Genomic DNA, 21,347 nt, shown 5'->3' with positions numbered 1-21,347 from the left:
GTCGCGTGGCGCAATTTAAAAGATTATAAGGTTATGTCATTTATACCATTTATCTTGACGCCCTAAGTCGATTGCCGATGAAAAATCCCCGCAGACAATCACGGTTCGTTATTGTCTTAACCGGGTTCGCTCATATCCAAGCTTTACGGATCGTCTGGAATTAAACATGATAATATTACTCCTGTTTAATTCACCGGTACGCAATGGCGTTTGACGCCAAGCCTTCAAGGTCTGTTGCGATATCGGCCAAACAATTCGGTTCCTGCATGGCCCACATCAACGACACGATTTCTGACCGCGCTGTTTCGACGACGCCATTCGAGCGGCGGTTGATGGGCGTGTTGGGCGGCCTCTATCTCGCTCAGGGCATTCCGACATACCTGCTGCTGGTCGCACTGCCGCCTATCATGCGAGAAAGCGGCGCATCGCGCACGGCTATCGGGCTGTTTTCCCTGCTGATGCTGCCCTTGATATTGAAGTTTCTCGTGGCGCCATTGGTGGACCGCTGGTCGCCCTGGCCAAAGATCGGGCATCGCCGGGGATGGGTGGTTCCCACCCAGCTTCTCGTCAGCGCCGGAATTGCGTCGATGGCTCTGGTCGACCCCAGCAATGTCTCGGTTCTCTTTGCCATCTGCATTTGCATCACCGTTATCTCCTCCATTCAGGACATTGCGACGGATGGCTATGCGGTGCGGCAACTGACGGACAGAACACGGTCCATGGGTAATGCCGTACAGGCGGGGGCCGTGGCTTTGGGCGTCATCATCGGCGGAACGGCGGCTCTGGTCGTGTTCCATCTTGCCGGATGGCAGACCATGATCCTGCTTGTTGCGGCCTTGTCTCTGCTGCCGCTTGCCGCTGCTGTCGCCATGCAGCCGGAAGCGCCGACTGCGGAGAAAAGCCAGAAGCCCGCAAGTCTGCTCGGCTTCTTCCGTCGCCCGAATGCCTGGCTGATCCTCGGTTTTGCGCTGACATATCGCGCGAGCGAAGGCCTCGTGCGCGGCATGGAAGGCACCTATCTCGTCGATATAAAGGTGCCGACAGACTGGATCGGTTATCTCTCCGGCGGTGCTGCCGCAACGGCTGGCCTGATTGGGGTGGCGATTGCCGCATTTCTCATTCGCAAGGCAGGATTGACGGCCACGCTTATTCTTCTGGGTGGTCTGAGAAGTATCTGCTTTCTGGCATTTACGCTGAACGCTGCTGGCATTTTGCCTGGTATCTGGGTGGCACTGTCGGCCTCGGCGTTTCAGACACTGATCCGCTATATGGAACTCGTCGCCATCTATTCCTTCTTCATGAAATCCTCATCGCATGATCAGCCCGGCACGGATTTCACGATCCTGACCTGCGCGGAACTCATCATCTATATGGCTGGTGCATCCGTTGCCGGTATCGTTGCCGACAAGCTGGGTTATTCCGCGCTGTTTTCCACAGCGACCGTTATCTCGCTTGCTGGCATGGCGCTGTCTGTCTGGTTTCTCCAAAGGCTCGGGCGCTGTTCGAAGGCACCTGTTACGGCAGGTGTCTGAACGAACGCGAATTCCACGAAAGATTCCACTGGAGTTGATCTTATGGACACGTTCCAACGGCACGATAACGAGTTTTATCTCAAGCGTCAGGCGCGCCGAGAATCCAATGCCCGCAGCTATCCACGCCGCTTTCCGCTGGCTCTGAAATCCGCCTCCGGCTGCATGGTGACCGACGTTGAAGGCCGAACCTATCTCGATTGCCTTGCCGGTGCCGGAACTCTGGCACTAGGCCACAATCACCCCGAGGTAATCGCAAGCCTGCAAGAGGTCCTCACCTCGGGTCTTCCCCTGCACACGCTCGATCTCGTGACCCCGGTCAAGGACAAATTCGTATCGGATATCTATGAAACGCTGCCCGCCGGTCTGCGCGAAGAAGCAAAAATCCAGTTTTGCTCACCAAGCGGCACGGATGCGGTGGAGGCGGCGATAAAGCTTGCCAAGACGGCCACGGGCCGGACCGATATCGTCGCGTTTCGGGGTGCTTATCACGGAATGTCGCAAGGCTCGCTCTCCCTCATGGGGTCTTTGGGGCCAAAGGCGGATGTTGGCCAGTTGATGCCGGGCACGCACTTCTTCCCTTACCCCTACGCCTATCGTTGCCCCTTCGGACGGGGCGGGGCCGAAACCGCAACGCTTGCCGCCGACTATTTCGAATCTGCCCTGCGTGATCCTGAAGGCGGCATCAATCGGCCCGCTGCCGTCATTCTGGAGGCTGTTCAGGGTGAGGGCGGTGTTATCCCCGCGCCAGTGGAGTGGTTGCGCCGGGTTCGTGCCGTGACGCGTGAACTTGGTATTCCGCTGATCCTAGATGAGGTGCAGAGCGGCGTTGGTCGTACCGGAACATTCTACGCCTTCCAGAAGGCAGGCATCGTTCCTGACATCATCATTCTTTCCAAGGCCATCGGCGGCGGTCTGCCAATGGCTGTCATGATATACCGCGAAGGTCTCGATGTGTGGAAGCCGGGTGCCCACGCCGGCACGTTCCGTGGCAACCAGCTGGCCATGGCGGCGGGTTCCAAAACGCTGGAAATCATCAAGCGGGATGGTCTGGTCGAACGCGCGGCCATTGCTGGCCGCAGGTTGCGCGCCAATCTGGAGCGCATTCGGATGCAGACGCCTTACATTGGCGATGTGCGCGGTGAGGGTCTCATGCTCGGTGTCGAAATGATCGACCCAACGCGCAAGCCGGATAGTTCCGGCCAGCCACCGCATGGTGGGGATATGGCGCGCGCAGTGCAGGGCGAGGCCTTCAGGGCGGGGCTCATTCTCGAAACCGGTGGACGTCATGGCAGCGTGCTGCGGTTCCTGCCGCCGCTCACCATTTCCGATGCCGAGATCGATCAGGTGTCGAACATTCTGTCCGATACGTTTTCGCGCCTTGGACGCAACGCGGCATGAACGTGACCGTATTGCAAAGCAAACAGGTGCTTGCCACAGGGGATGAGCTTTCAGCGTCCATCCTCGGTCCCGGCCTCCAATCGCAGGCATCCTATCGCAAGGCAATGATCGAAGCGGTGGATCTGGTCGTGCAGAATGCGTCCATACACCGGGTTCATTCTGGTGTGGATGCGGATGATCTGCGCGGCTTCCTCTCTTCGCTGGATGTCTTCCCGCAGCAAGGCACCGGTCTTTCCGCAGCGCTTGAGGATATTGGCGCCCCAGCGGTGCGGCATGCGCTTGATGTGGGGAATCCGGCAACCATGGCGCATCTGCATTGCCCGGTCGCCGTGCCCGCACTGGCGGCGGAAGTCCTGATTTCCGCCACCAACCAGTCTCTCGATTCCTGGGACCAGTCGCCCTTCGCGACGCTTGTGGAGGAGCGGGTGCTGACGTGGCTGACGCAGTTTTCCGGTCTACCCGCAGCGGCAAGCGGCAGCTTCACCAGTGGCGGCAGCCAGTCCAACATGACGGCGCTCTATCTCGCAACCGAACGTCATGGTGCGGCGGCAAGAAGCCGGGGTGTGATTTTCACCTCGGAGCAGTCGCATTTCAGCATCCGCAAAAGCGCCTCCGTTCTGGGCTTTGCCAGCGATGCCGTTGTAACGGTACCGACTGATATAGAAGGCCGCATGTCGGTTACGGCTTTGAAAGAGGCTGTCGATAACGCCAAAGAGCAAGGCCGCGTACCCTTCGTAGTCGTGGCGACGGCGGGCACGACCGATCTCGGTGCGATCGACCCCTTGAGCGAGGTGGCTGATCTTGCGGCATCTCATGGGCTCTGGCTGCATGTGGATGCGGCCTATGGCGGCGGACTTCTGTTTTCCCGCCATCGGGACCGCCTGAACGGCATTGAACGTGCGGATTCCGTCGCGCTCGATTTCCACAAGATGCTGTTTCAGCCAATCAGCTGCGGCGCTCTGCTGCTTCGTGACGGCGCGCATTTCTCACCTCTGTCGATGAAGGCAGACTACCTCAACCCCGAGGTTTCGATTTTCGGTGATGTACCGAACTTCGTGGAATCATCCTTCCAGACAACACGCAGAAGCGATGCCTTGAAGGTTTTGATGACGCTGCGTGCCATCGGTCAAGACGGTCTCGATGCCCTGATCTGCCGGACACTGGATAATGCACTGGCTGCGGCTGATTCCATTCGCAAGCGCGACTATCTGCGATTGGCGCAGCAGCCCACCCTGTCCACCGTCCTGTTCCGTTACGTCTCGCCGCACGGTGCTGCGCGGTCCGACGAATTGACGCTGGCCATCCGGGCACAGCTTTTCCGCGACGGCACCGCAGCACTTGCGACCACCGTCCTTGATGGGCGGGTTCATTTCAAACTGACGCTTCTCAACCCGAATTCGACACCTGACGTCATCGACCGCGTTCTGGATGCGGTTGGAACCATGGCGCGCGAACTGGAGAACGACCATGTACGCCCGTAAGGCAGCAACACTCGCCCTTCGATCTCTTCTCAACTGCGTGACACGCGAATATGCCAGCCGCATCGTCTGGAGCCATGACGGTAGCGGCCAGAAACTGACGTTGAACTTTCCGGGTCACGGCGGCAGTCTGAAAATTCCGGTGCTTTATCGCTCCGCGACTGGCCATCACCTGTTCGGCGAGCCAATTGTGCTGACCGATGATAACGGCACCCGCGCCGTGAGCGCCAGCGATTCAATGAGCATCGTCATCGAACGGCTGGAGGCTAATGCCTCCGACGAAGGCCGTCGCGACCTCTTGAGCCGTGCTCATTCCAGCCGCCTGCTGGTTGAAGCCGCACTTCAGGATCGCCAAGCCGATCTCGAAAAACTCGCCGGTGAGGACGTTTCATTCATCGAGGCGGAACAGGGCCTGATTGCCGGGCACGGCATTCACCCGTGCCCGAAAAGCCGCGATGGTATGACGGAAGAAGAGGGCAAGCGATATTCACCGGAATTCGCGGCAAGCTTTCCATTGCGCTGGTTTGCCGTTGCCCGTGACATCTATCACGCCGGCCATTCCACTGGTTCGCCTTCTGTCGAGGACTGGTTGAATACAGTAGAGGCCGAAACGCTGGACATTTTGCGCAGCCGGTTGCCAGAGGGAGACTTTGCATTTCTGCCGGTGCACCCCTGGCAGGCGGATGCCATGCTGAAAGATGCAAATGTCGCCGCACTGCTGTCTTCGGGCAAAATCGTGGATTGCGGAGAGGCCGGAAAGCCGTGGTTTCCCACATCCTCTGTCCGCACGCTTTACCGGCCCGATGCGCCCTTCATGCTGAAGCTCTCGCTTGGTATCGGCATTACCAATTCCGTGCGCATCAATCTGGCGCGGGAGCTTTTGCGCGGCGATGACATGTATCGCTTCCGCGCAAGCGCGTTGGGGAACGCTCTCGCAACTGACTATCCCGGTCTGAATTTCATGCCTGACCCGGCTTATATCGGTGTCTCCGTCGGCGGCGAAGTAATCGATGGGCTGTCCGTGTCTATGCGCGAAAACCCGTTCCATGGCGCGGAGGTTGACCGCAATGTCACGCTTCTGGCGGCGCTATGCGAGCATTTGCCGGAACGTGGCAGCCGGCTTGGGGCGCTGATCCGCAAGCGGGCCGACATTGAAAACCGCCCGGTCGAGGCTGTCGCGGAAGCCTGGTTCGCCCGTTTCCTTTCCGTCTTCGTCACGCCGGTATTTGCGCTTTACCTGCGCCACGGTATCGCCATTGAAGCACACCAGCAGAACATACTGCTGGAAATTGCCGAGGGTTATCCTGCCGCGGCTTTTTACCGGGACAATCAGGGCTTCTTCCACCATGAGAGGGCCCATGGACCATTGAATGCGGCCATTCCGGGCATTGGCGAACGCAGTGAATCCGTCTTTGGCGAGGAAGCTGTGGACGAACGTGTGCTTTACTACGGCTTCATCAATTCCACGCTGGGCATGATCGGCGCGCTTGGTCGCGAGGGACTGATCGACGAGCAACGGCTGATTGCCATGCTACGCGAGGCGCTGGTGCAACTGGACGCCAAGGAAGGCGGCCAATCCCGCCTCGTCAGCAAGATGCTGGCACCGGTTCTGCAATGCAAGGCAAACCTCAGAACTCGGCTTGCGCAGATGGACGAACTGGTCGGGCCGCTTGAAACGCAGTCCGTCTATCTGGAAATCGACAATCCGCTGTTTCAGAACGCCCGGGTGCAGGCTCATGGCTGATCTGACCACGGCCAGCAGCCAGTTTGCCTATTCGAGATATGATCCGGATATTGGCCGCACGGTCAGTTTCCGGATGCTGGACAAGAACCGCGATCTCGATCTGCTCTGGCGCTGGATGAACCAGCCGCATGTGGTGCCGCAATGGAAGATGGCAAAGCCTAAAGAGGACATTGCCGCCTACATCGACACCAATCTGGCCGATCCGCATCAGGACCCGTATATCGGCTTCATTGATGGCTCGCCCATGAGCTATTGGGAAGCCTATTGGGCCAAGGATGATATTCTCGGTCGCCATTACCCGGCGGCGGAGAAGGATCGTGGCTGGCACATGCTGGTGGGGGAGCCATCCTTTCTGGGCCACGGCATTGCGCCCGCTGTCATCCGCGCCTTCACGCGTTTTCTGTTTCTTGATGATCCTGCCACCGAAAAGGTGGTGGGCGAACCGAGCGTCGCCGCCCGTCGCCTGCTTCGCTATGCCCCTGTCTGCGCCTTTGAGGAGCAGGGCGAAATCGATCTGCCGGACAAGCGTGCCAAGCTGATGTTTTGCCACAGGCAGCGTTTTACCGAACAATTTGGACTTTGATCATGACAACACTCGATCTGACCGGCGTCGGTATCGGGCCATTCAATCTTGGCCTTGCCTCGCTTCTGTCGTCCCACCCCGAGGTTTCCGCCACGTTTCTGGAACGCAAGCCGAGCTTCCGCTGGCATGAGGGCCTCATTCTGCCAGGCACCACGCTGCAAGTGCCGTTCCTTGCCGATCTCGTTTCCATGGCGGACCCGACGCATCGTTTGAGCTTCCTCAATTACCTTGCGGTGCACGACCGGCTCTACAAATTCTATTTCTATGAAAACTTCCTGATCCCGCGTCAGGAATATGATGACTACTGCCGCTGGGCGTCGCAGCAGCTGGAAAGCTGCCGATTTGGTGAAAGCGTCATCGATGTGCGGCACGATGCCGCCTCGCAAACCTTCGTAACGGAGACGCGTTCTCCGACCGGCGCTTTGCGCAGTTATCACAGCCGCAACATTGCTCTCGGCATCGGCACCGCACCGCATTTGCCCGCATGGGCAGGGCAGCGCAGCAATGCGCCGATTTTCCATTCTGCCGAATTTGCAAAGCGCAAGGCGGAACTGACCAAAGCACGTAGGGTCACCGTTATCGGCTCCGGCCAGAGCGCGGCTGAATGCGTGCTAGCGCTGTTCAACGAATTGACGCCTGAGAAGATTTCAGCCGGAGCTTCCATTCGCTGGATCACCCGTTCGGCAGGCTTCTTCCCCATGGAATATTCCAAGCTCGGTCTGGAATATTTCACGCCCGATTATATGCGAGCATTCCACACGCTGCCGCGCTCGAAAAGACGCGATGTTGTTGCCGATCAGGGGCTGCTCTACAAGGGGATCAGCTTCTCGACCATCTCCGACATCTTCGACCTTCTCTATGAGCGCTCCATTGGCGGGCGCGATCCCGGCCTTTCCCTTTCGCCCAATTGCGAAGTCACCAATGTCGAAGGCACAGGCTTCTCCGGCAGCTTGAAGATTGGCGTCCGTCACAATCTTTCAGAGGAGGAAAGCATTGTCGAGGCCGACGCAATCGTGGCCGCGACGGGATATCGCCATGCGTGGCCCGAATGGTTGGGCAGGCTGAAAGGTGATGTTCTGGAAACATGTGAGCGCGGCGATCTTGTCGTGGGCGCCGATTTCCGCGCGCAGCGCAGCGATGGTGGCAAAGGTGCTGTCTTCGTTCAGAACGCCGAAACTTTCCAGCACGGTGTCGGCGCGCCCGATCTTGGGCTCGGCGCATTCCGCAACGCCGTCATCATCAACCAGTTGCTCGAAAAAGAGCATTACCGGGTCACCGCACGCTCTGCATTCCAGAGCTTTGGAGTGCCACAGGACCCAGCCCAATCCTCGAAAATATCAGGAGATGTCTATGCCCGCGCCGTTTGAAGCACCTTTTCAGCCCGCTTTCGCACCGACCCTGTGGAAAGAAACATCCCGTCGCCTGCTGGCCAAGGTTATCGAAGAATTCGCCTATGAGCGCGTTTTCCCGGTGACGCAGGAAAAGTCCGGCCATTACCGGATCGAATTTTCCAACGCATCCTACAGCTTTAAGGCAAAGCGCTATGTGTTCGACAACCTCTCGGTCGAGCCACACAGCATCGTAAAACATGCCGATGGTATCGATATGCCGGTTCACGATCCACTCGCCTTTTGCGCAGAAGTGCTGCCCGAACTTGGCGTGAAGCCAATGACGGTTGCGCATTTCATTCGTGAGCTTGGCAATACACTGGTCTCAGACGCCCATATCGCGGCCCGCGCTAGCAATACGGGAGCCGAACTGGCCGAGCTGGACGACATCCGCATGGAAGGCGAGACGACCGGCCATCCTTGGGTCACGGTCAGCAAGGGCCGCATCGGTCTGGGCTATGCCGACTATCTGGCCTATACGCCAGAAAACCGTGCAGCGATGAAAATCGTCTGGATCGGCGTCAGCCGCGAGCGCGCGTCTTTCGTTGCTGAAGATGGCATGACGAATGAGGCACTCGTTACTGAAGCTGTTGGCGACGAGGCTTTCGCAGCCTTCGTGCAAAAGCTGGAGGCCGCCGGTGCATCATTGACGACACATGACATCATGCCGGTTCATCCCTGGCAGTGGGACCACATGATCGTGCCGCATTTCGCTGCGGATATTTCGTCGGGGCATATCGTTCTCCTGGGCGACGGCAATGATCTCTACCTGCCGCAGCAGTCCGTCCGGACCATGTCGAATGTCAGCGCACCCGCAAAATCGACGCTGAAACTGTGCATGACCATTCTCAATACGGCGGTTTATCGCGGCATTCCGGGCAAGCGTGCCCTTACGGCAGCCGCCTTCACGACGTGGCTGGATAAGCTGCTGGAGAGCGACACTTTCCTATCCGAGGAATGCGGCCTTATTCTTCTCGGCGAACGCGCGGGGATGCATTATGTCCATCCGCAATTCTCCAACATCCCAGGAGCGCCTTACCAGTTCAACGAAATGCTGGGATGCCTGTGGCGCGATAGCCTTGCCGGTCACCTCAAAGCCGGTGAGACCGGCATGCCATTGGCGGCCTTCATGCATGCGGGCAGCGATGGCAAGCCGGTTGTTCAGGCCTTGGCGGAAAAGGCTGGTGTCAGCGTTGAAACCTGGATGGCGCGGTTCTTCGATGTTGTCCTGCCGCCCGTCTTCCATCTGCTCGCACGTCACGGTCTGGCCTTCTCAGCCCACGGCCAGAATGCGACGCTGATTTTGAAAGATGGCTTGCCGGAGCGGTTGGCGCTGCGCGACTTCATCGATGATGTCATCGTCTGCGACCTGAACTTCCCAGAGACTGCCAGCCTTCCAGCGAAAGTCGAGGATGTTCTCCTGCGCCTTCCGCCGGATTTCCTGATCCACTTCATTCAGACAACGCTCTTCGTTTGCGTCTTCCGCTACATGTCGGTGCTGCTGGACAAGAAATCCGGTCTTTCGGAAGAGGCATTCTGGGCCTTGGCTGGAGACGCCGTGAAGCGTTATCAGGCTCGGTTCCCGGATATGGCCGACCGCTTCGAGATTTTCGACCTCTTCGGTGACGAATATCCAAGGCTTTGCCTCAACCGCGTCCGCCTCTTCACCCATGGCTATGCCGATGATGACGAGCGCCCGGTGCCGGACTTCCAGGGCATGGTCAGCAATCCGCTGGTCCATTTCGACCGGAAGAAAGAAGCAGCTTGAATATCGCGGAGGGCGTAAGCCCTCCGTCACGCCTCTTCGTTTTGCCCTGTCATACGCCGCAAATCCGTGGGGCGTATGCCATACCGGCTGCGGAATGTCCGGTTGAAATAGGACAGGTCGTTGAAGCCGACGCTGTAGACTATCTGGCTGATCGGCGTCGCTGCAGTGTCGGACAGGATCAGGGTCTTGGCCAGGACTAGCCGCCGTTCCAGCACATAGCGAGAGAATGTCGTGCCCGTCCGGCTGAAAATCTTCTGGATGGCTCGCGGCGTAATGCCTTCGGCCTTGGCGACATCGGTGATGGAGAATGAGCCGTCCGCCAGATTGTCCTCAATCAGCGCCTTCATCGTTTCCACCCGGTTTTGCGGCACATCCGGCGGGTTGTTATCATCCTTCACCTGCTGCGCGAGAACCGGCAGCAGGGAATAGAAATGCGCGACCATCATGCTGGCATGGTCTTTGTCCTGATGGTCTTGTCGCAACAGATAGCCTGCATAATTCGTGAGCAATTGCAGGGGCAGGCACTCCGCCTGGAACCGTCGCAGCAGCAGGCTATCAAGCGATTTTCGAACCGGCGCAACGGCAGAATGCGGCAGATGCGCACAATCGAACCTGCCACCCTCCGGCAAAACAATTTCCGAAGACGTATCCGCCGGAAGCAGAATGACGTCCCTCAACGCCAGCGTGAATGTCTGCTGGCGATGATGCACGATCATTGGGCCGTCCGTCGCCCGAAGCATGACGATGTCAGGGGTGCCAATGCCATTTGCGGTGAGGCGCAGTGGTGTTTTGGGAAGGTAGAGCGTTGCAAGCGAAAGATCGACGTGTTTCCAGAAAAGCCCGGTGACACCAGCCAAGTCACCATCCTCGACCGTGATCGTCGCTTCACCCAGCATATCCAGCAAAATGGTGCGGCAAACGAGCCTGCTTTCGGAGTCGGGCAGAGAAATGGTCCCGAGTTTGAGAGGCCGAATTATTTCCATTAAAAATCAACCCGTCTTTATTGTTGATGTTCGCAATTATCCAAAACGTGTTCGTTCTCATCCAAGCGCTTCAACGTCTTAACTCATAAAACATGATAAAAATAGTCTTGTATTTTTCGCAGTTGGACGGCTGCGGGGATTTTTTGTGCATCGGGGGCGAAATGAACGGAAAATGGAATATTGGTGTTAGCCTGTTGGCTATCGCCGTTGCAACGGGTTTGCATGCAGCAGCGCAGGCGCAGGATGCGGCTGAAAATACGCAGGCGAGCGGGGGCTCGACGGTTCTGGAAACCATCGTGGTGACGGGTGGCCGTTCACCGCAGCAAATTTCCGAAACCGCCAAGACGATCTACGTCGTGGAAAGCGAAGAAATCTCCTCGCAGGCCAATGCCGGAAAGTCCGTTCAGCAGATACTTGCCGATACGGTCCCAAGCTTCGACCCTGCCAGCGACGGTGCCAGAACTTCTTATGGTCAAAACCTTCGCGGTCGTACGGCTCTCGTGCTGATCGATGGCGTATCCATGAACTCCGCACGCGGATTGAGCCGCCAGTTCGACTCGATTGACCCCTTCAATATCGCGCGCATCGAAGTCTTGTCCGGCGCGACAGCCATCTACGGTGGTAACGCAACCGGCGGTATCATCAACATCATCACCAAAAAGGGCAAGGACGCCCAACCCGGCATGCACAGCGAAGTCACCATTGGTGCGGAAACCGGCTTTGCCGGAAGCCAGGATTTCGACCGCTTCGCCAAGGGCGCTGTGACCTATAACGCAGAAAATTGGGACGCACGTCTCTCCATCGCGGGCAACCGCAGTGGTGCTTACTACGACGGTAGTGGCACCATGGTCATACCGGACATTGTTCAGACTTCAACGGCGTTCAACAAGCGTTTGGATTTCTTAGGGTCTGTTGGTTTCCAGATCGACGATACGCGGAGGTTGGAGCTGTCGGGGCAGTATTACGATAGTAAGCAGGACTCCGATTACGGTCTTTATTACGGAGCCAATCTCAATGGTTTCCTGACCAGAAACCCGTCACTTTTTGAAACGCGAAATGGGTACGAGTCGGACTTTAATCCTCGTACTCAACGCACCATGTTTAATGCCACCTATACGGACGAAGATTTTCACGGTCAGCAATTGTTGCTTCAAGGCGCGTTTCGTAAAGAGCGCATATCGTTCAGCCCATTCCCGGCGTCCAACGCTTCATCACCGCCTTACGGTTTTTACTTTGGCGGCAGTGCGCAGGATACAGATTACTTTTCCGGCAAGGCTGCGCTCGTTGCAGAACCAACAGATAAACTGAAAATTACGTACGGTATCGACGCGGACCATGATGCCCTTTCGTCCCATCAAAACGTTTTTGACTATGCAACAGCCTCCTCGAGCGGCGGGCTTAATTTTGATACGATTGGAATAGCGGGTCTTTATCCAGACATTAAGGTTTCCACCGTCGCTGGCTTTGCAGAGGCGTCGTACGAAGCCACGGATCGGCTGACTTTGACTGGCGGCGCACGGTACCAATTCGTTTATACGAAGGTATCCGACTTTGTAGGTGCTGCACAGCAGGTTGCAATCATTCAAGGTGTGGGAACTTCGGCCGATTCCATCCCGGGTGGTAGTGTCAGCTATGATGATTTTCTTTTCAATTTCGGTGCGACTTACGAAATAACCAATGCCCAGCAAATCTATGCCAACTTCAGCCAAGGCGTAGAACTGCCTGATCCCGCCAAATACTATGGTGTCGGTAGCTATACGCTCAACGGCGCTGGTCGATACGTATTGGGCAACAGCGTTAATGTTGCGGATTCTGCGCTTCAGGCAATTAAAACGAACTCCGTAGAAGTCGGATATCGTTTTGATGATGGCACTTACAACGTGGAAACGGCTGCTTATTATTCACTATCTGATAAGTCGATAACGCTTGATCGCACGTCACTTGCCGTGAATGTGCTGAACGAAGACAAGCGGGTTTACGGCATTGAAGGCAAAGTCGGAGCAAAGCTCGATCACGGTTTCGACGTCGGGGTGTTGGGCCAATGGGTTCGCACCGACGTTAAGGGTGACAATGGCTGGGAAAAAGCAACAGTACAAAATGCGAGTGTTTCCAAGGTCGGCGGTTATGTCGGCTGGACGAACGATGCACTCAGCCTCAAATTTACAGGACAGCATATTTTCGATCTGACAGATGCCGACAACTTCAAAATTGAAGGTTATACGCTTTTCGATCTCACGGGCGGCTACAAATTTGAGACAGCCAATACGACATTGAATTTTGGTATTCAGAATCTCTTTGATACGGATTACACGACCGTCTGGGGCTCCCGTGCAAAAGCACTTTACGGCGGCACGGTGGGTCAATCCGTCGCCAACGAAATCTTCGACTACAAGGGACGCGGTCGTACTTTCGCCGTGTCGCTGACGAAAGTCTTCTGATGGATCATCAGGGTGACATACGGCACGGTATCGTCAATACCCTAGGACGCCCTTCATCGGCTTGGGCGTCCGACCCTGTCGTGTATCGAGCTTTTTGCCTCGACGGTCCGCATGCCGTCGAGGTGCGTCGAAGAGATTTTGTCTTGTTCGTCTCCTCCGAACGAGGAGCGAATGCTACGTTCCGGTTTGCTCTGAACGGTTCTCATGCGCATATTGAGCTTGTCGATATTTCAAGCGATGTGGGTAGCCGCTGGCGGTTGGTGAGTGCCGTTTTCGAGTATCTGTTTTCTTCACTGCCCGCGCTTCAATCTTTGGTGCTTGAGGATGAGACATGGTCGGACCTTCGGGATGAGCTATCACGCAATGGAATTTGGCCGCAGGAGAATGCGTCGGCTACGGAGCTGGTGGTGCTTGCAGATATGTTCTGGCAGACCACCGGCTTGTGGACGTCGTCTGCCGCAGCTGCTTTCCCACGGCATGACATTTTCGATGGCAGGATAGCGCATCCCTTGCGGCCACCAAAGCCAACGGGAACCGTCTACGCTCGCTATATTCCCTGGTTAGGCGGCGTGTTTTCGCTTGATGTGGCCACGCTTGACGATCTGCCCATCGTTCATCGCTGGATGAATGATCCACGGGTTAACGAGTTCTGGCACGAGGCTGGCGACGAAGACAGGCATCGCCGCTATCTGGAGGGCATGTTTGCCGATCCGCACATCATGCCGCTGATTGGCCGTTTCGATGGGAAGGCATTCGCCTATTTCGAAGTCTATTGGGCTAAAGAAGATATTGTCGGCACCTTCTGCGACGCCGGAGATTACGGCAGAGGCTGCCATGTGATCGTCGGGGATGAAGCTTGCCGTGGTCGTGACTGGTTCACCGCATGGCTACCTTCGCTTCTCCACTTCATGTTTCTGGACGATCCCCGAACTCAATCTATCGTGCAGGAGCCAAGCAGCAACCATCATCGGCAATTGCGCAATCTCCAGAAATCGGGCTTTTCCCATGTGAAGAGCGTCAATCTGCCGACTAAGCACGCAGCGATCATGGCCATCACCCGTCAGAGATTTTTTGCGGATCGCTTGTGGCATGCAGCCAATTAGGTGAGCGGAAATCGATTTACGCACGTTGTTTTCCTGTGGGCACCCCCTAGACAACGATCATGTTTTCAGGCCAGATTTTCCGATCTAAATCGAAAAATCTGAAGCTGAGACGATGGCGCCCAATATTCTTCTCATTGATGCGGAAAAAGACTTCAACATAGTCAAGGCTGCGGCATCGCTGATGCGCGTTCAGATATTGAAGCTGCTGCATGATAGTCATGGTCTCAATGTCAATGAAATCGCCGAGCGACTAGAGCTTCCGCAGTCAACCGTCTCTGCCAGTGTCACGATGCTGGAGGAGGCAGGTCTTCTGCGGACGGAGACGCGAAAAGCGCGCAAGGGCAATCAGAAAATCTGTTTTGCAACATGCGACGAACTTGTCATCTCGTTTAGAGAGCCGGAAAAACCGGCTGCGTCCAATCACATTGCCGTCGCCATGCCCCTTGGTCTGTACACGCAAAGCGCCGTTACCGGCCCTTGCGGAATCTGCTCGCCGGAGGGAATCATAGGTCTGCTTGACGTGCCAGATACGTTCATGGACCCTGACCGCATGAAGGCAGCATTGCTCTGGTTTACATCAGGGTTCGTAGAGTACCAGTTTCCCAATAACGCTAAAATCCAGGGTCGGACTGTGGAGGAAGTCGAATTCGCCATGGAGGTGAGTTCGGAAGTTCCCGGCACTCACACCAACTGGCCGTCCGATATCACCTTATCCGTCAACGGTCAGGAAATCGGCGTCTGGACCTCGCCCGGCGACTTTGGGGATAAGCGAGGCACATTCACGCCGGACTGGTGGAAGCTTTCCGGCTCGCAATATGGAATGCTCAAAACATGGCGGATTACCAGCCAAGGCACTTATGTGGATGGGACGCGTATTTCGGATGTCACGCTGTCTGACATCGACCTTTCGAGCCACCGGTCAATTCGACTGCGCATTGAGGTAAAGGCCGATGCGCGCCATCCCGGCGGGCTCAATATTTTCGGGCGTGGCTTTGGCAATTATAATCAGGACATCGTTCTGCGCTTACGCACGGCAAGTTGATGTGCATCCCAACTTCTAATTAGTATTATTTTACCGGTTGACATCCTGCCCGTCTCTCTGCATCAATATCATGAAATATGGTTTATATCATATTTTAAGATATATATGCGCATGGGAGGAGAGCCTATGAAAGCGCGGGTTTCAGTCCACCGGGATTTCCAGATTGGGCGCATTGACGATCGCCTATATTCTGCCTTCATCGAACATATGGGCCGGGCCATTTATGGCGGGATCTATGAGCCAGGGCATCCTCAGGCAGATGAGAACGGCTTTCGAAAAGACGTTCTGAAATTCGTGCAGGATCTCAAAATTCCCGCCATTCGGTATCCCGGCGGAAATTTTGTCTCGGCCTATCGATGGGAAGACGGTATCGGGCCCCGCGACCAGCGACCGATCCGCCTTGACCTCGCATGGCGCTCCAAGGAAACCAATCAGATCGGCGTCAATGAATTCGCCGATTGGGCCAAGCTTGCAGGCATTGAAATGATGCTTGCCATCAACCTCGGTTCGCGTGGTCTCGATGACGCCCGCAACTTTCTGGAATATGTCAATTTCCCCGGCGGTACGACACTGAGCGATCTTCGTCGCACTCATGGTGTTGAAAAGCCGCATGGCGTCAAAATGTGGTGCCTCGGAAACGAGATGGACGGTCCATGGCAGATCGGCCACAAGACGGCGGTGGAGTATGGGCGGCTTGCCAATGAAACCGCGAAGGCATTCAAAGGCTTCGATCCGACGATAGAGGCGATCGTGTGTGGCAGCTCCAATGACAGCATGCCGACCTATCCCGAATGGGAACGCGAAGTTCTGGAGGAGTGCTACGAAAACGTCGATCATATTTCGCTACACAAATATTTCGGCAACAGCAGCCACGATACACTGAACTATTTCGGCAAGATCGAGGAAACGGGACGCTACATCCAGACCATTGCTGGTGTCATAGATTACGTGAAATCCAAGAAGCGCGCCAAGAACGATGTCACTATCTGCTTCGATGAATGGAATGTCTGGTACCATATTCGCGAAGAGGACGGAAAGCGCTACAAAAGCTGGGATTGGCCGGAAGCGCCTGCGTTGCTGGAGGAAACCTATAATTTCGAAGATGCGCTTTTCGTCGCGGGTCTGTTGAACGAATTCATCCGGCGTTCGGACCGCGTTCGTATTGCCTGCATCGCGCAGCTGGTCAACGTCATCGCGCCCATCCGCGCAGAGAAGGGCGGGCCCGCATGGCGCCAGACCATTTATTACCCCTATCAGTTCGCATCTCTTTATGGCAGAGGAACCGCCCTGAACGTTGCTGTCGATTGCCCGATATATGACTGCAATGCCGCCGATGATGTGAAATATCTCGATGTCGCGGGCGTTCATAATGAGGATGAGGGTCTCGTCACGCTTTTCATTCTCAATCGCCACCTGACCGAAGCGGCAGACCTGAACGTCAGCCTAACGGGTTTCGCATCGCCGGAACTCGCATTGCACCTTTCTATGGCCGGATATGATCTGCGTACCGGCAATGGTCCGGATCACCCTGATCGTGTCGTGCCGGTTCAAGGCGCGGGTGTCGCTGTGCAGGACGGGGTCGTGAGGGGTTCGGTTCCAGCACTGTCTTACCATGTCCTGCGGATAAAGGTTCAGTGAGGCTCTGATGGGTGTCCGTCTCACACATGTCGCCAAGTCGTTCGGGTCGTTCACAGCGATCCGCGACGTCTCGATGGAAATTCCAACCGGCAGTTTCGCCGTCTTTGTCGGTCCTTCCGGCTGTGGCAAGTCCACCCTGCTGCGCATGATCGCCGGACTTGAGGAAACCAGCGGCGGACAGATTGATATCGCTGGAAAAGACGTAACAGCGGTTGAGCCGGCAGACCGTGGTGTGGCCATGGTTTTTCAGAATTACGCACTCTATCCGCATTTGACTGTGTTCGAAAACATGGCCTTCAGCTTGCGGCTGGCGCATCGACCAAAAGCGGAGGTCAATGAGAGGGTAGGCCAAGCCGCAAAGGTACTTCAGCTGGAAGACAAGCTGCAGAAGCGTCCATCGCAGCTTTCCGGCGGGCAGCGGCAGCGCGTCGCTATTGGCAGAGCTATCGTCCGGCAGCCCGAGGTGTTCTTGTTCGATGAGCCCCTGTCCAACCTCGATGCAGAACTGCGCGTGCAAATGCGGCTGGAGCTGACACGATTGCACCGTAAGCTCGGCGCAACGATGATCTACGTCACGCATGATCAGGTCGAGGCCATGACGCTTGCCGACAAGATTTTCGTTTTGAAAAACGGGGTTGTTCAGCAGGCCGGCTCGCCACTGACCCTCTATGATGATCCGGACAACCGTTTCGTTGCAGGCTTCATAGGCTCTCCGGCGATGAATTTCCTGCAGGCTGAAATCATCTCTCAGCAGGGAGATGTCGTTACATTTTCTATCGAAGGGGGTGAAAAGCCTTTGCAGGCAAAGTTGTCTCACGCGGTTCCAACGGGCCAGCGGATCGAGATTGGCATAAGGCCTGAGCATTTTCTGATTGGAGTCGACGGAGCGCTACCCGTCAATGTCGAGGTAGCCGAGGAGTTGGGCGATGTTTCCTATCTCTATACCCGCACAAAAAGCGGCAAAGAACTCGTCGTTCAAAGGCAGGGCTCACGCGAAAGTCTGGACGGAAAATCGGTAACGCTGAGTGCCTTGTCTCAGCACATTCTGGTCTTTGATAGCGAGGGTAACAGGCTGCGATAGGCGCGGAGGAGGCGCATATCGACAGGACCAAAACATCCCTGAAACGTGGACGATGATGAAACGGGAGGAGTGAATGATGCGACTTATCAAGACATTGCTTATTGGCACGGTCCTTGGTCTGACGGCGCTTCCTGCGCTGGCAAAACAGGACGTGATTTGGTGGGATTTCCTTGCGGGTGGAGATGGCGTGCGCATGAAGGCGCTGATCAGTGCCTTCAACAAGGAGCATCCCGACATTCAAATCAAAGGTACGACGCTTGAATGGGGTGTTCCCTTCTACACCAAGGTTCGCACTGCATCGGCCGTGGGTGAAGGGCCTGATATCATGACCTATCACCTGTCGCGCGCGCCGCTTGGCCTGGAAGAAAAGGTCTTGAGCGAGATCACGCAGAAAGACCTCGATGATGCTGGGTTAAAGACGAGTGATTTCTTCAGCGCCCCCATTGAAGCTGCTACGCATGATGGCAAGCTCTATGCAGTGCCATTCGATATTCATGCGCTCATTCTCTATTATAATGCCGACCTTCTGAAGGGTTCGCCCTATCTCGATGCAGACGGCAAACTGACCGGTATAAAATTCATAGAGGATTTTGAAGCCGCTCTGGCATGGGCAAAGGACCACGGGGTTCAAACGCCTCTGACCTATCAGTCCGGCGGTGAGGGTGGTGTTTGGCGCGTCTTTTACACATTGCTGTCGCAGCAGGGCGGTGAGTTGGTGACCAACAATGAGGTGCTGGTCGGGGACAACGCGGAAAAGGCAGCCAAGGTGATCGACATCATGTCCAAGTGGCGGGAAAACGGGTGGGCACCTGAGCAGGCCGAATACGAAGCCTCCGTTGCGCTTTTCTCTGCGGGCAAATCCGCGTTCCAGCTCAACGGCGTTTGGGAGGTCCCGACCTACAACGATCTGGCAAAGAGCGGAAAGCTGGGCTTCAAGTGGAGCGCCGTCGAGGTTCCACCGTTGATGGGCAAACGTGCGACATGGGCAGATTCCCACGCGTTCGCGATTCCAAACGAGGGTGACAAGACGATCTCCGGTGAAAAACGCACAGCGGTGATGAAGGTTATTGGCTGGATGGAAAAACACGCCATCACCTGGGCCGATGCCGGACATATCCCAGCCTACAAATCCGTCACGGAAAGCAGTGAGTACAAGGCAATGCAGCCGAATGCGACCTATGCCTCATTGGCCGAGGCCGCTGTCTTCGACCCAAAGACCACCATCACAGGGGTCGCATCACCGGCCTACGACGCTGCACTCAACATCATCGCTCCATCCATTCAGGGTTACATGAGTGGTGCCGACGCCGTTGAGCAGATCAAGGAAGAGCTCCAGGGCAAACTTAAATAACCTGCATTTGTCCTTCGGCGTGAGTGCCGGAGGACATCTCACAATGCTGGCAGTCTCGGAGGCATCCCATGGCGATGATTGAAAACAGGCGTAAGAAGTCGCTGATTGCGCTTTCAATGGTGACGCCCTTTATCGTGGTTTTCGGCACCTTCTTCGCTTATCCGATGATCGAGATGGTGCGAATGAGTTTCACCAACGCGCCTTTGATCGGGGATGGCGATTTCGTTGGTTTTGAAAACTATGTGAAGCTGTTCAGCGATCGGTTGTTCGTAACGTCGCTGAAAAACAATGGTTATTTCGTGCTGCTGACTGTTGTGCCAACGACGGTGATCGCTTTGCTGATAGCGCTGGCGGTCAGCCGTCTCAAGGGTGTGAAGCAGACGATAGTCATGAGCCTGTTTTTCCTTCCCTATGTCCTGCCAGTCTCGGTGGTAACAGAAATGTGGGCCTGGATGCTCGACCTGCAATTCGGCATTCTTCAGCCGGTCATTTCGTTGATTGCTGGCAAGCCGATTGCCGTTTTCAAGAATCCATATTGGGTCATGCCTATGGTTGCCGTCGTGACCATCTGGTGGACGAATGGCTTTAATGTTCTGCTTTTCATTGCTGGTTTGAGAAATATTCCAACAGAGCTTTATGAGGCGGCTGCGCTGGATGGTGCGACAACCTGGCAAAAATTTCGTCGGGTTACCTGGCCGCTGCTGTGGCCGGTCACCGCGCTTGTGCTGACGTTACAGCTGATATTGCAACTGAAGATTTTCGACCAGATTTACCTGCTGAGCGGCGGCGGTCCATTCAATTCCAGTTTCGTGCTTCTGCTCAAGGTCTACCGCGAGGCCTTTCAGCTGAACAATGGTGGTTATGCTTCTGCCGTCGCCACTGTCCTCTTCCTTTTGATCGTCATTGTTTCCGTGCTGCAATTCCAGCTGCTGCGCATAAGGAGAAACGCATGAGCCCGACGAAGAGACTGGAAAACGTCATTCTGACCCTGCTGACATTTTCAGCGGCCATCGTATGGATATTCCCCCTCTACTGGACCTTCGTCACGTCTATACGTTCCGATGAGAATGTGGCTGGCAATATGTCGCTTTTTCCAGATGAGTTTCGGCTAAAGGCCTATATTGACGCGATCTTCAACACCCGGCTTTTGACCTGGTACGTGAATTCGATTGGTACAGCGGTAATCGTCACAGTGTCCGTGCTGTTCATATCCATGCTTTGCGCTTACGCGCTGTCCCAGATACGTTTTCCCGGACGGCGCTTGCTGTATGGCGTCGTGCTTGCAAGCTTTATGGTGCCTGCGCAGACGCTCGTGGTGACGCAGTTCATTCTCATGAAAAATCTGAACCTCATCAACACCTGGGCCGGCATCATTCTACCCCAACTGATCACGCCCATCGTCATCATCGTCTACAAGCAGTTCTTCGATAGCGTGCCGAAAGAAATGAGGGAGGCCGTGGTTCTCGATGGCGGCGGTGAGTACACGATCCTGTTCAAGGTCTATCTGCCCCTGAATTGGGGGATTACCACTGCCATGGCGATCGTCACCTTCATCACTGTGTGGAACGCATTTTTCTGGCCATTCCTCGTCGTCACTTCGGAGAACATGATGACCATTCCGGTTGGAATCACGCAGGTCAACGATGCTTTCGGTGTGGCCTATGCCAGACTGATGGCTGTAGCCATGCTGGCGGCGCTGCCGGTCATCCTCGCCTATGTCATATTCCAGCGACGGGTAACCGATGCAATCATGATATCCTCCGGCGTCAAAGGATGAGCTGTGTTGCACCCAAAGCCACGCAACCCTTGTTAATAATTTA

The 21,347-nt window shown here is 55.8% G+C and carries 15 protein-coding genes and 1 pseudogene; 15 read left to right on the top strand and 1 reads right to left on the bottom strand.

Features of this window, described 5'->3' with window-relative positions; translation table 11 throughout:
• The first annotated feature begins 266 nt into the window (after nucleotides 1–266).
• The 7 genes and pseudogenes from AC27VJ_RS06730 to AC27VJ_RS06700 all read left to right on the top strand — a co-directional run bounded on the left by AC27VJ_RS06730 (nucleotide 267) and on the right by AC27VJ_RS06700 (nucleotide 9,891).
• Nucleotides 267–1,532 (top strand): RhtX/FptX family siderophore transporter, encoded by a 1,266-nt coding sequence (locus tag AC27VJ_RS06730; RefSeq protein ID WP_488683348.1) that lies wholly within the window; start codon nucleotides 267–269, stop codon nucleotides 1,530–1,532.
• A 27-nt stretch (nucleotides 1,533–1,559) separates the two neighbouring features.
• A pseudogene (gene rhbA / locus AC27VJ_RS06725) lies at nucleotides 1,560–2,930 on the top strand (diaminobutyrate--2-oxoglutarate transaminase); the annotation flags it as partial.
• Complete coding sequence (gene rhbB / locus AC27VJ_RS06720) at nucleotides 2,927–4,411, top strand: L-2,4-diaminobutyrate decarboxylase (RefSeq protein ID WP_488683347.1); 1,485 nt, start codon at nucleotides 2,927–2,929, stop codon at nucleotides 4,409–4,411. The pseudogene rhbA and the gene rhbB, both read left to right, overlap by 4 nt.
• Entirely contained in the window at nucleotides 4,398–6,152 is a 1,755-nt protein-coding gene (locus AC27VJ_RS06715) for an IucA/IucC family protein (RefSeq protein ID WP_488683346.1), read from the top strand. The genes rhbB and AC27VJ_RS06715 overlap by 14 nt, the downstream gene beginning before the upstream one ends.
• The gene (rhbD, locus tag AC27VJ_RS06710) at nucleotides 6,145–6,735 is read left to right on the top strand and encodes a rhizobactin siderophore biosynthesis protein RhbD (RefSeq protein ID WP_488683345.1); all 591 of its coding nucleotides are present in this window, start codon (nucleotides 6,145–6,147) and stop codon (nucleotides 6,733–6,735) included. The genes AC27VJ_RS06715 and rhbD overlap by 8 nt, the downstream gene beginning before the upstream one ends.
• Before the next feature lie 2 nt (nucleotides 6,736–6,737).
• Entirely contained in the window at nucleotides 6,738–8,102 is a 1,365-nt protein-coding gene (rhbE, locus tag AC27VJ_RS06705; RefSeq protein ID WP_488683344.1) for a rhizobactin siderophore biosynthesis protein RhbE, read from the top strand.
• Nucleotides 8,086–9,891, top strand: coding sequence for an IucA/IucC family protein (locus AC27VJ_RS06700; protein ID WP_488683343.1), 1,806 nt, complete (start codon nucleotides 8,086–8,088; stop codon nucleotides 9,889–9,891). The genes rhbE and AC27VJ_RS06700 overlap by 17 nt, the downstream gene beginning before the upstream one ends.
• Before the next feature lie 26 nt (nucleotides 9,892–9,917).
• Here AC27VJ_RS06700 and rhrA read toward each other — a convergent pair whose 3' ends face one another.
• A complete protein-coding gene (rhrA, locus tag AC27VJ_RS06695) occupies nucleotides 9,918–10,874 on the bottom strand; it encodes a rhizobactin biosynthesis transcriptional regulator RhrA (protein WP_488683342.1) in 957 nt (318 codons plus the stop codon).
• Nucleotides 10,875–11,035: 161 nt separating this feature from the next.
• Between rhrA and rhtA the strand changes: the two genes are divergently transcribed.
• The 8 genes from rhtA (at nucleotide 11,036) to AC27VJ_RS06655 (ending at nucleotide 21,304) form a co-directional block, all read left to right on the top strand.
• The gene (gene rhtA, locus AC27VJ_RS06690; protein WP_488683341.1) at nucleotides 11,036–13,312 is read left to right on the top strand and encodes a TonB-dependent siderophore receptor RhtA; all 2,277 of its coding nucleotides are present in this window, start codon (nucleotides 11,036–11,038) and stop codon (nucleotides 13,310–13,312) included.
• A gap of 143 nt (nucleotides 13,313–13,455) precedes the next feature.
• Nucleotides 13,456–14,415, top strand: a complete 960-nt coding sequence (locus AC27VJ_RS06685) for a GNAT family N-acetyltransferase (RefSeq protein ID WP_488683340.1) — start codon at nucleotides 13,456–13,458, stop codon at nucleotides 14,413–14,415.
• A 112-nt stretch (nucleotides 14,416–14,527) separates the two neighbouring features.
• Nucleotides 14,528–15,457, top strand: a complete 930-nt coding sequence (locus tag AC27VJ_RS06680; RefSeq protein WP_488683339.1) for an ArsR/SmtB family transcription factor — start codon at nucleotides 14,528–14,530, stop codon at nucleotides 15,455–15,457.
• A gap of 126 nt (nucleotides 15,458–15,583) precedes the next feature.
• Nucleotides 15,584–17,095 (top strand): arabinosylfuranosidase ArfA, encoded by a 1,512-nt coding sequence (gene arfA / locus AC27VJ_RS06675; RefSeq protein WP_488683338.1) that lies wholly within the window; start codon nucleotides 15,584–15,586, stop codon nucleotides 17,093–17,095.
• A 7-nt stretch (nucleotides 17,096–17,102) separates the two neighbouring features.
• Nucleotides 17,103–18,176, top strand: a complete 1,074-nt coding sequence (locus tag AC27VJ_RS06670; protein WP_488683337.1) for an ABC transporter ATP-binding protein — start codon at nucleotides 17,103–17,105, stop codon at nucleotides 18,174–18,176.
• 76 nt (nucleotides 18,177–18,252) lie between these two features.
• A complete protein-coding gene (locus AC27VJ_RS06665; protein WP_488683789.1) occupies nucleotides 18,253–19,527 on the top strand; it encodes an extracellular solute-binding protein in 1,275 nt (424 codons plus the stop codon).
• 68 nt (nucleotides 19,528–19,595) lie between these two features.
• The gene (locus AC27VJ_RS06660; RefSeq protein WP_488683336.1) at nucleotides 19,596–20,480 is read left to right on the top strand and encodes a carbohydrate ABC transporter permease; all 885 of its coding nucleotides are present in this window, start codon (nucleotides 19,596–19,598) and stop codon (nucleotides 20,478–20,480) included.
• A complete protein-coding gene (locus AC27VJ_RS06655; protein ID WP_488683335.1) occupies nucleotides 20,477–21,304 on the top strand; it encodes a carbohydrate ABC transporter permease in 828 nt (275 codons plus the stop codon). The genes AC27VJ_RS06660 and AC27VJ_RS06655 overlap by 4 nt, the downstream gene beginning before the upstream one ends.
• Nucleotides 21,305–21,347 lie beyond the last annotated feature (43 nt).

The organism is Agrobacterium sp. 20P9.1.2, assembly GCF_057799395.1.
Note: the sequence above shows the minus strand (reverse complement) of the source record. Positions and strands in the feature narration are given on the sequence as shown.

Excerpts from the sequence above, each read along its gene's own strand:
- rhbB (WP_488683347.1), top strand. The coding sequence starts at position 2,927 with ATGAACGTGACCGTATTGCAAAGCAAACAGGTGCTTGCCACAGGGGAT.
- rhrA (WP_488683342.1), bottom strand. The coding sequence starts at position 10,874 with ATGGAAATAATTCGGCCTCTCAAACTCGGGACCATTTCTCTGCCCGAC.
- AC27VJ_RS06655 (WP_488683335.1), top strand. The coding sequence starts at position 20,477 with ATGAGCCCGACGAAGAGACTGGAAAACGTCATTCTGACCCTGCTGACA.
- AC27VJ_RS06715 (WP_488683346.1), top strand. The coding sequence starts at position 4,398 with ATGTACGCCCGTAAGGCAGCAACACTCGCCCTTCGATCTCTTCTCAAC.
- rhtA (WP_488683341.1), top strand. The coding sequence starts at position 11,036 with ATGAACGGAAAATGGAATATTGGTGTTAGCCTGTTGGCTATCGCCGTT.
- rhbE (WP_488683344.1), top strand. The coding sequence starts at position 6,738 with ATGACAACACTCGATCTGACCGGCGTCGGTATCGGGCCATTCAATCTT.
- AC27VJ_RS06670 (WP_488683337.1), top strand. The coding sequence starts at position 17,103 with ATGGGTGTCCGTCTCACACATGTCGCCAAGTCGTTCGGGTCGTTCACA.
- AC27VJ_RS06665 (WP_488683789.1), top strand. The coding sequence starts at position 18,253 with ATGCGACTTATCAAGACATTGCTTATTGGCACGGTCCTTGGTCTGACG.
- arfA (WP_488683338.1), top strand. The coding sequence starts at position 15,584 with ATGAAAGCGCGGGTTTCAGTCCACCGGGATTTCCAGATTGGGCGCATT.
- AC27VJ_RS06700 (WP_488683343.1), top strand. The coding sequence starts at position 8,086 with ATGCCCGCGCCGTTTGAAGCACCTTTTCAGCCCGCTTTCGCACCGACC.
- AC27VJ_RS06730 (WP_488683348.1), top strand. The coding sequence starts at position 267 with ATGGCCCACATCAACGACACGATTTCTGACCGCGCTGTTTCGACGACG.
- rhbD (WP_488683345.1), top strand. The coding sequence starts at position 6,145 with ATGGCTGATCTGACCACGGCCAGCAGCCAGTTTGCCTATTCGAGATAT.
- AC27VJ_RS06660 (WP_488683336.1), top strand. The coding sequence starts at position 19,596 with ATGGCGATGATTGAAAACAGGCGTAAGAAGTCGCTGATTGCGCTTTCA.
- AC27VJ_RS06680 (WP_488683339.1), top strand. The coding sequence starts at position 14,528 with ATGGCGCCCAATATTCTTCTCATTGATGCGGAAAAAGACTTCAACATA.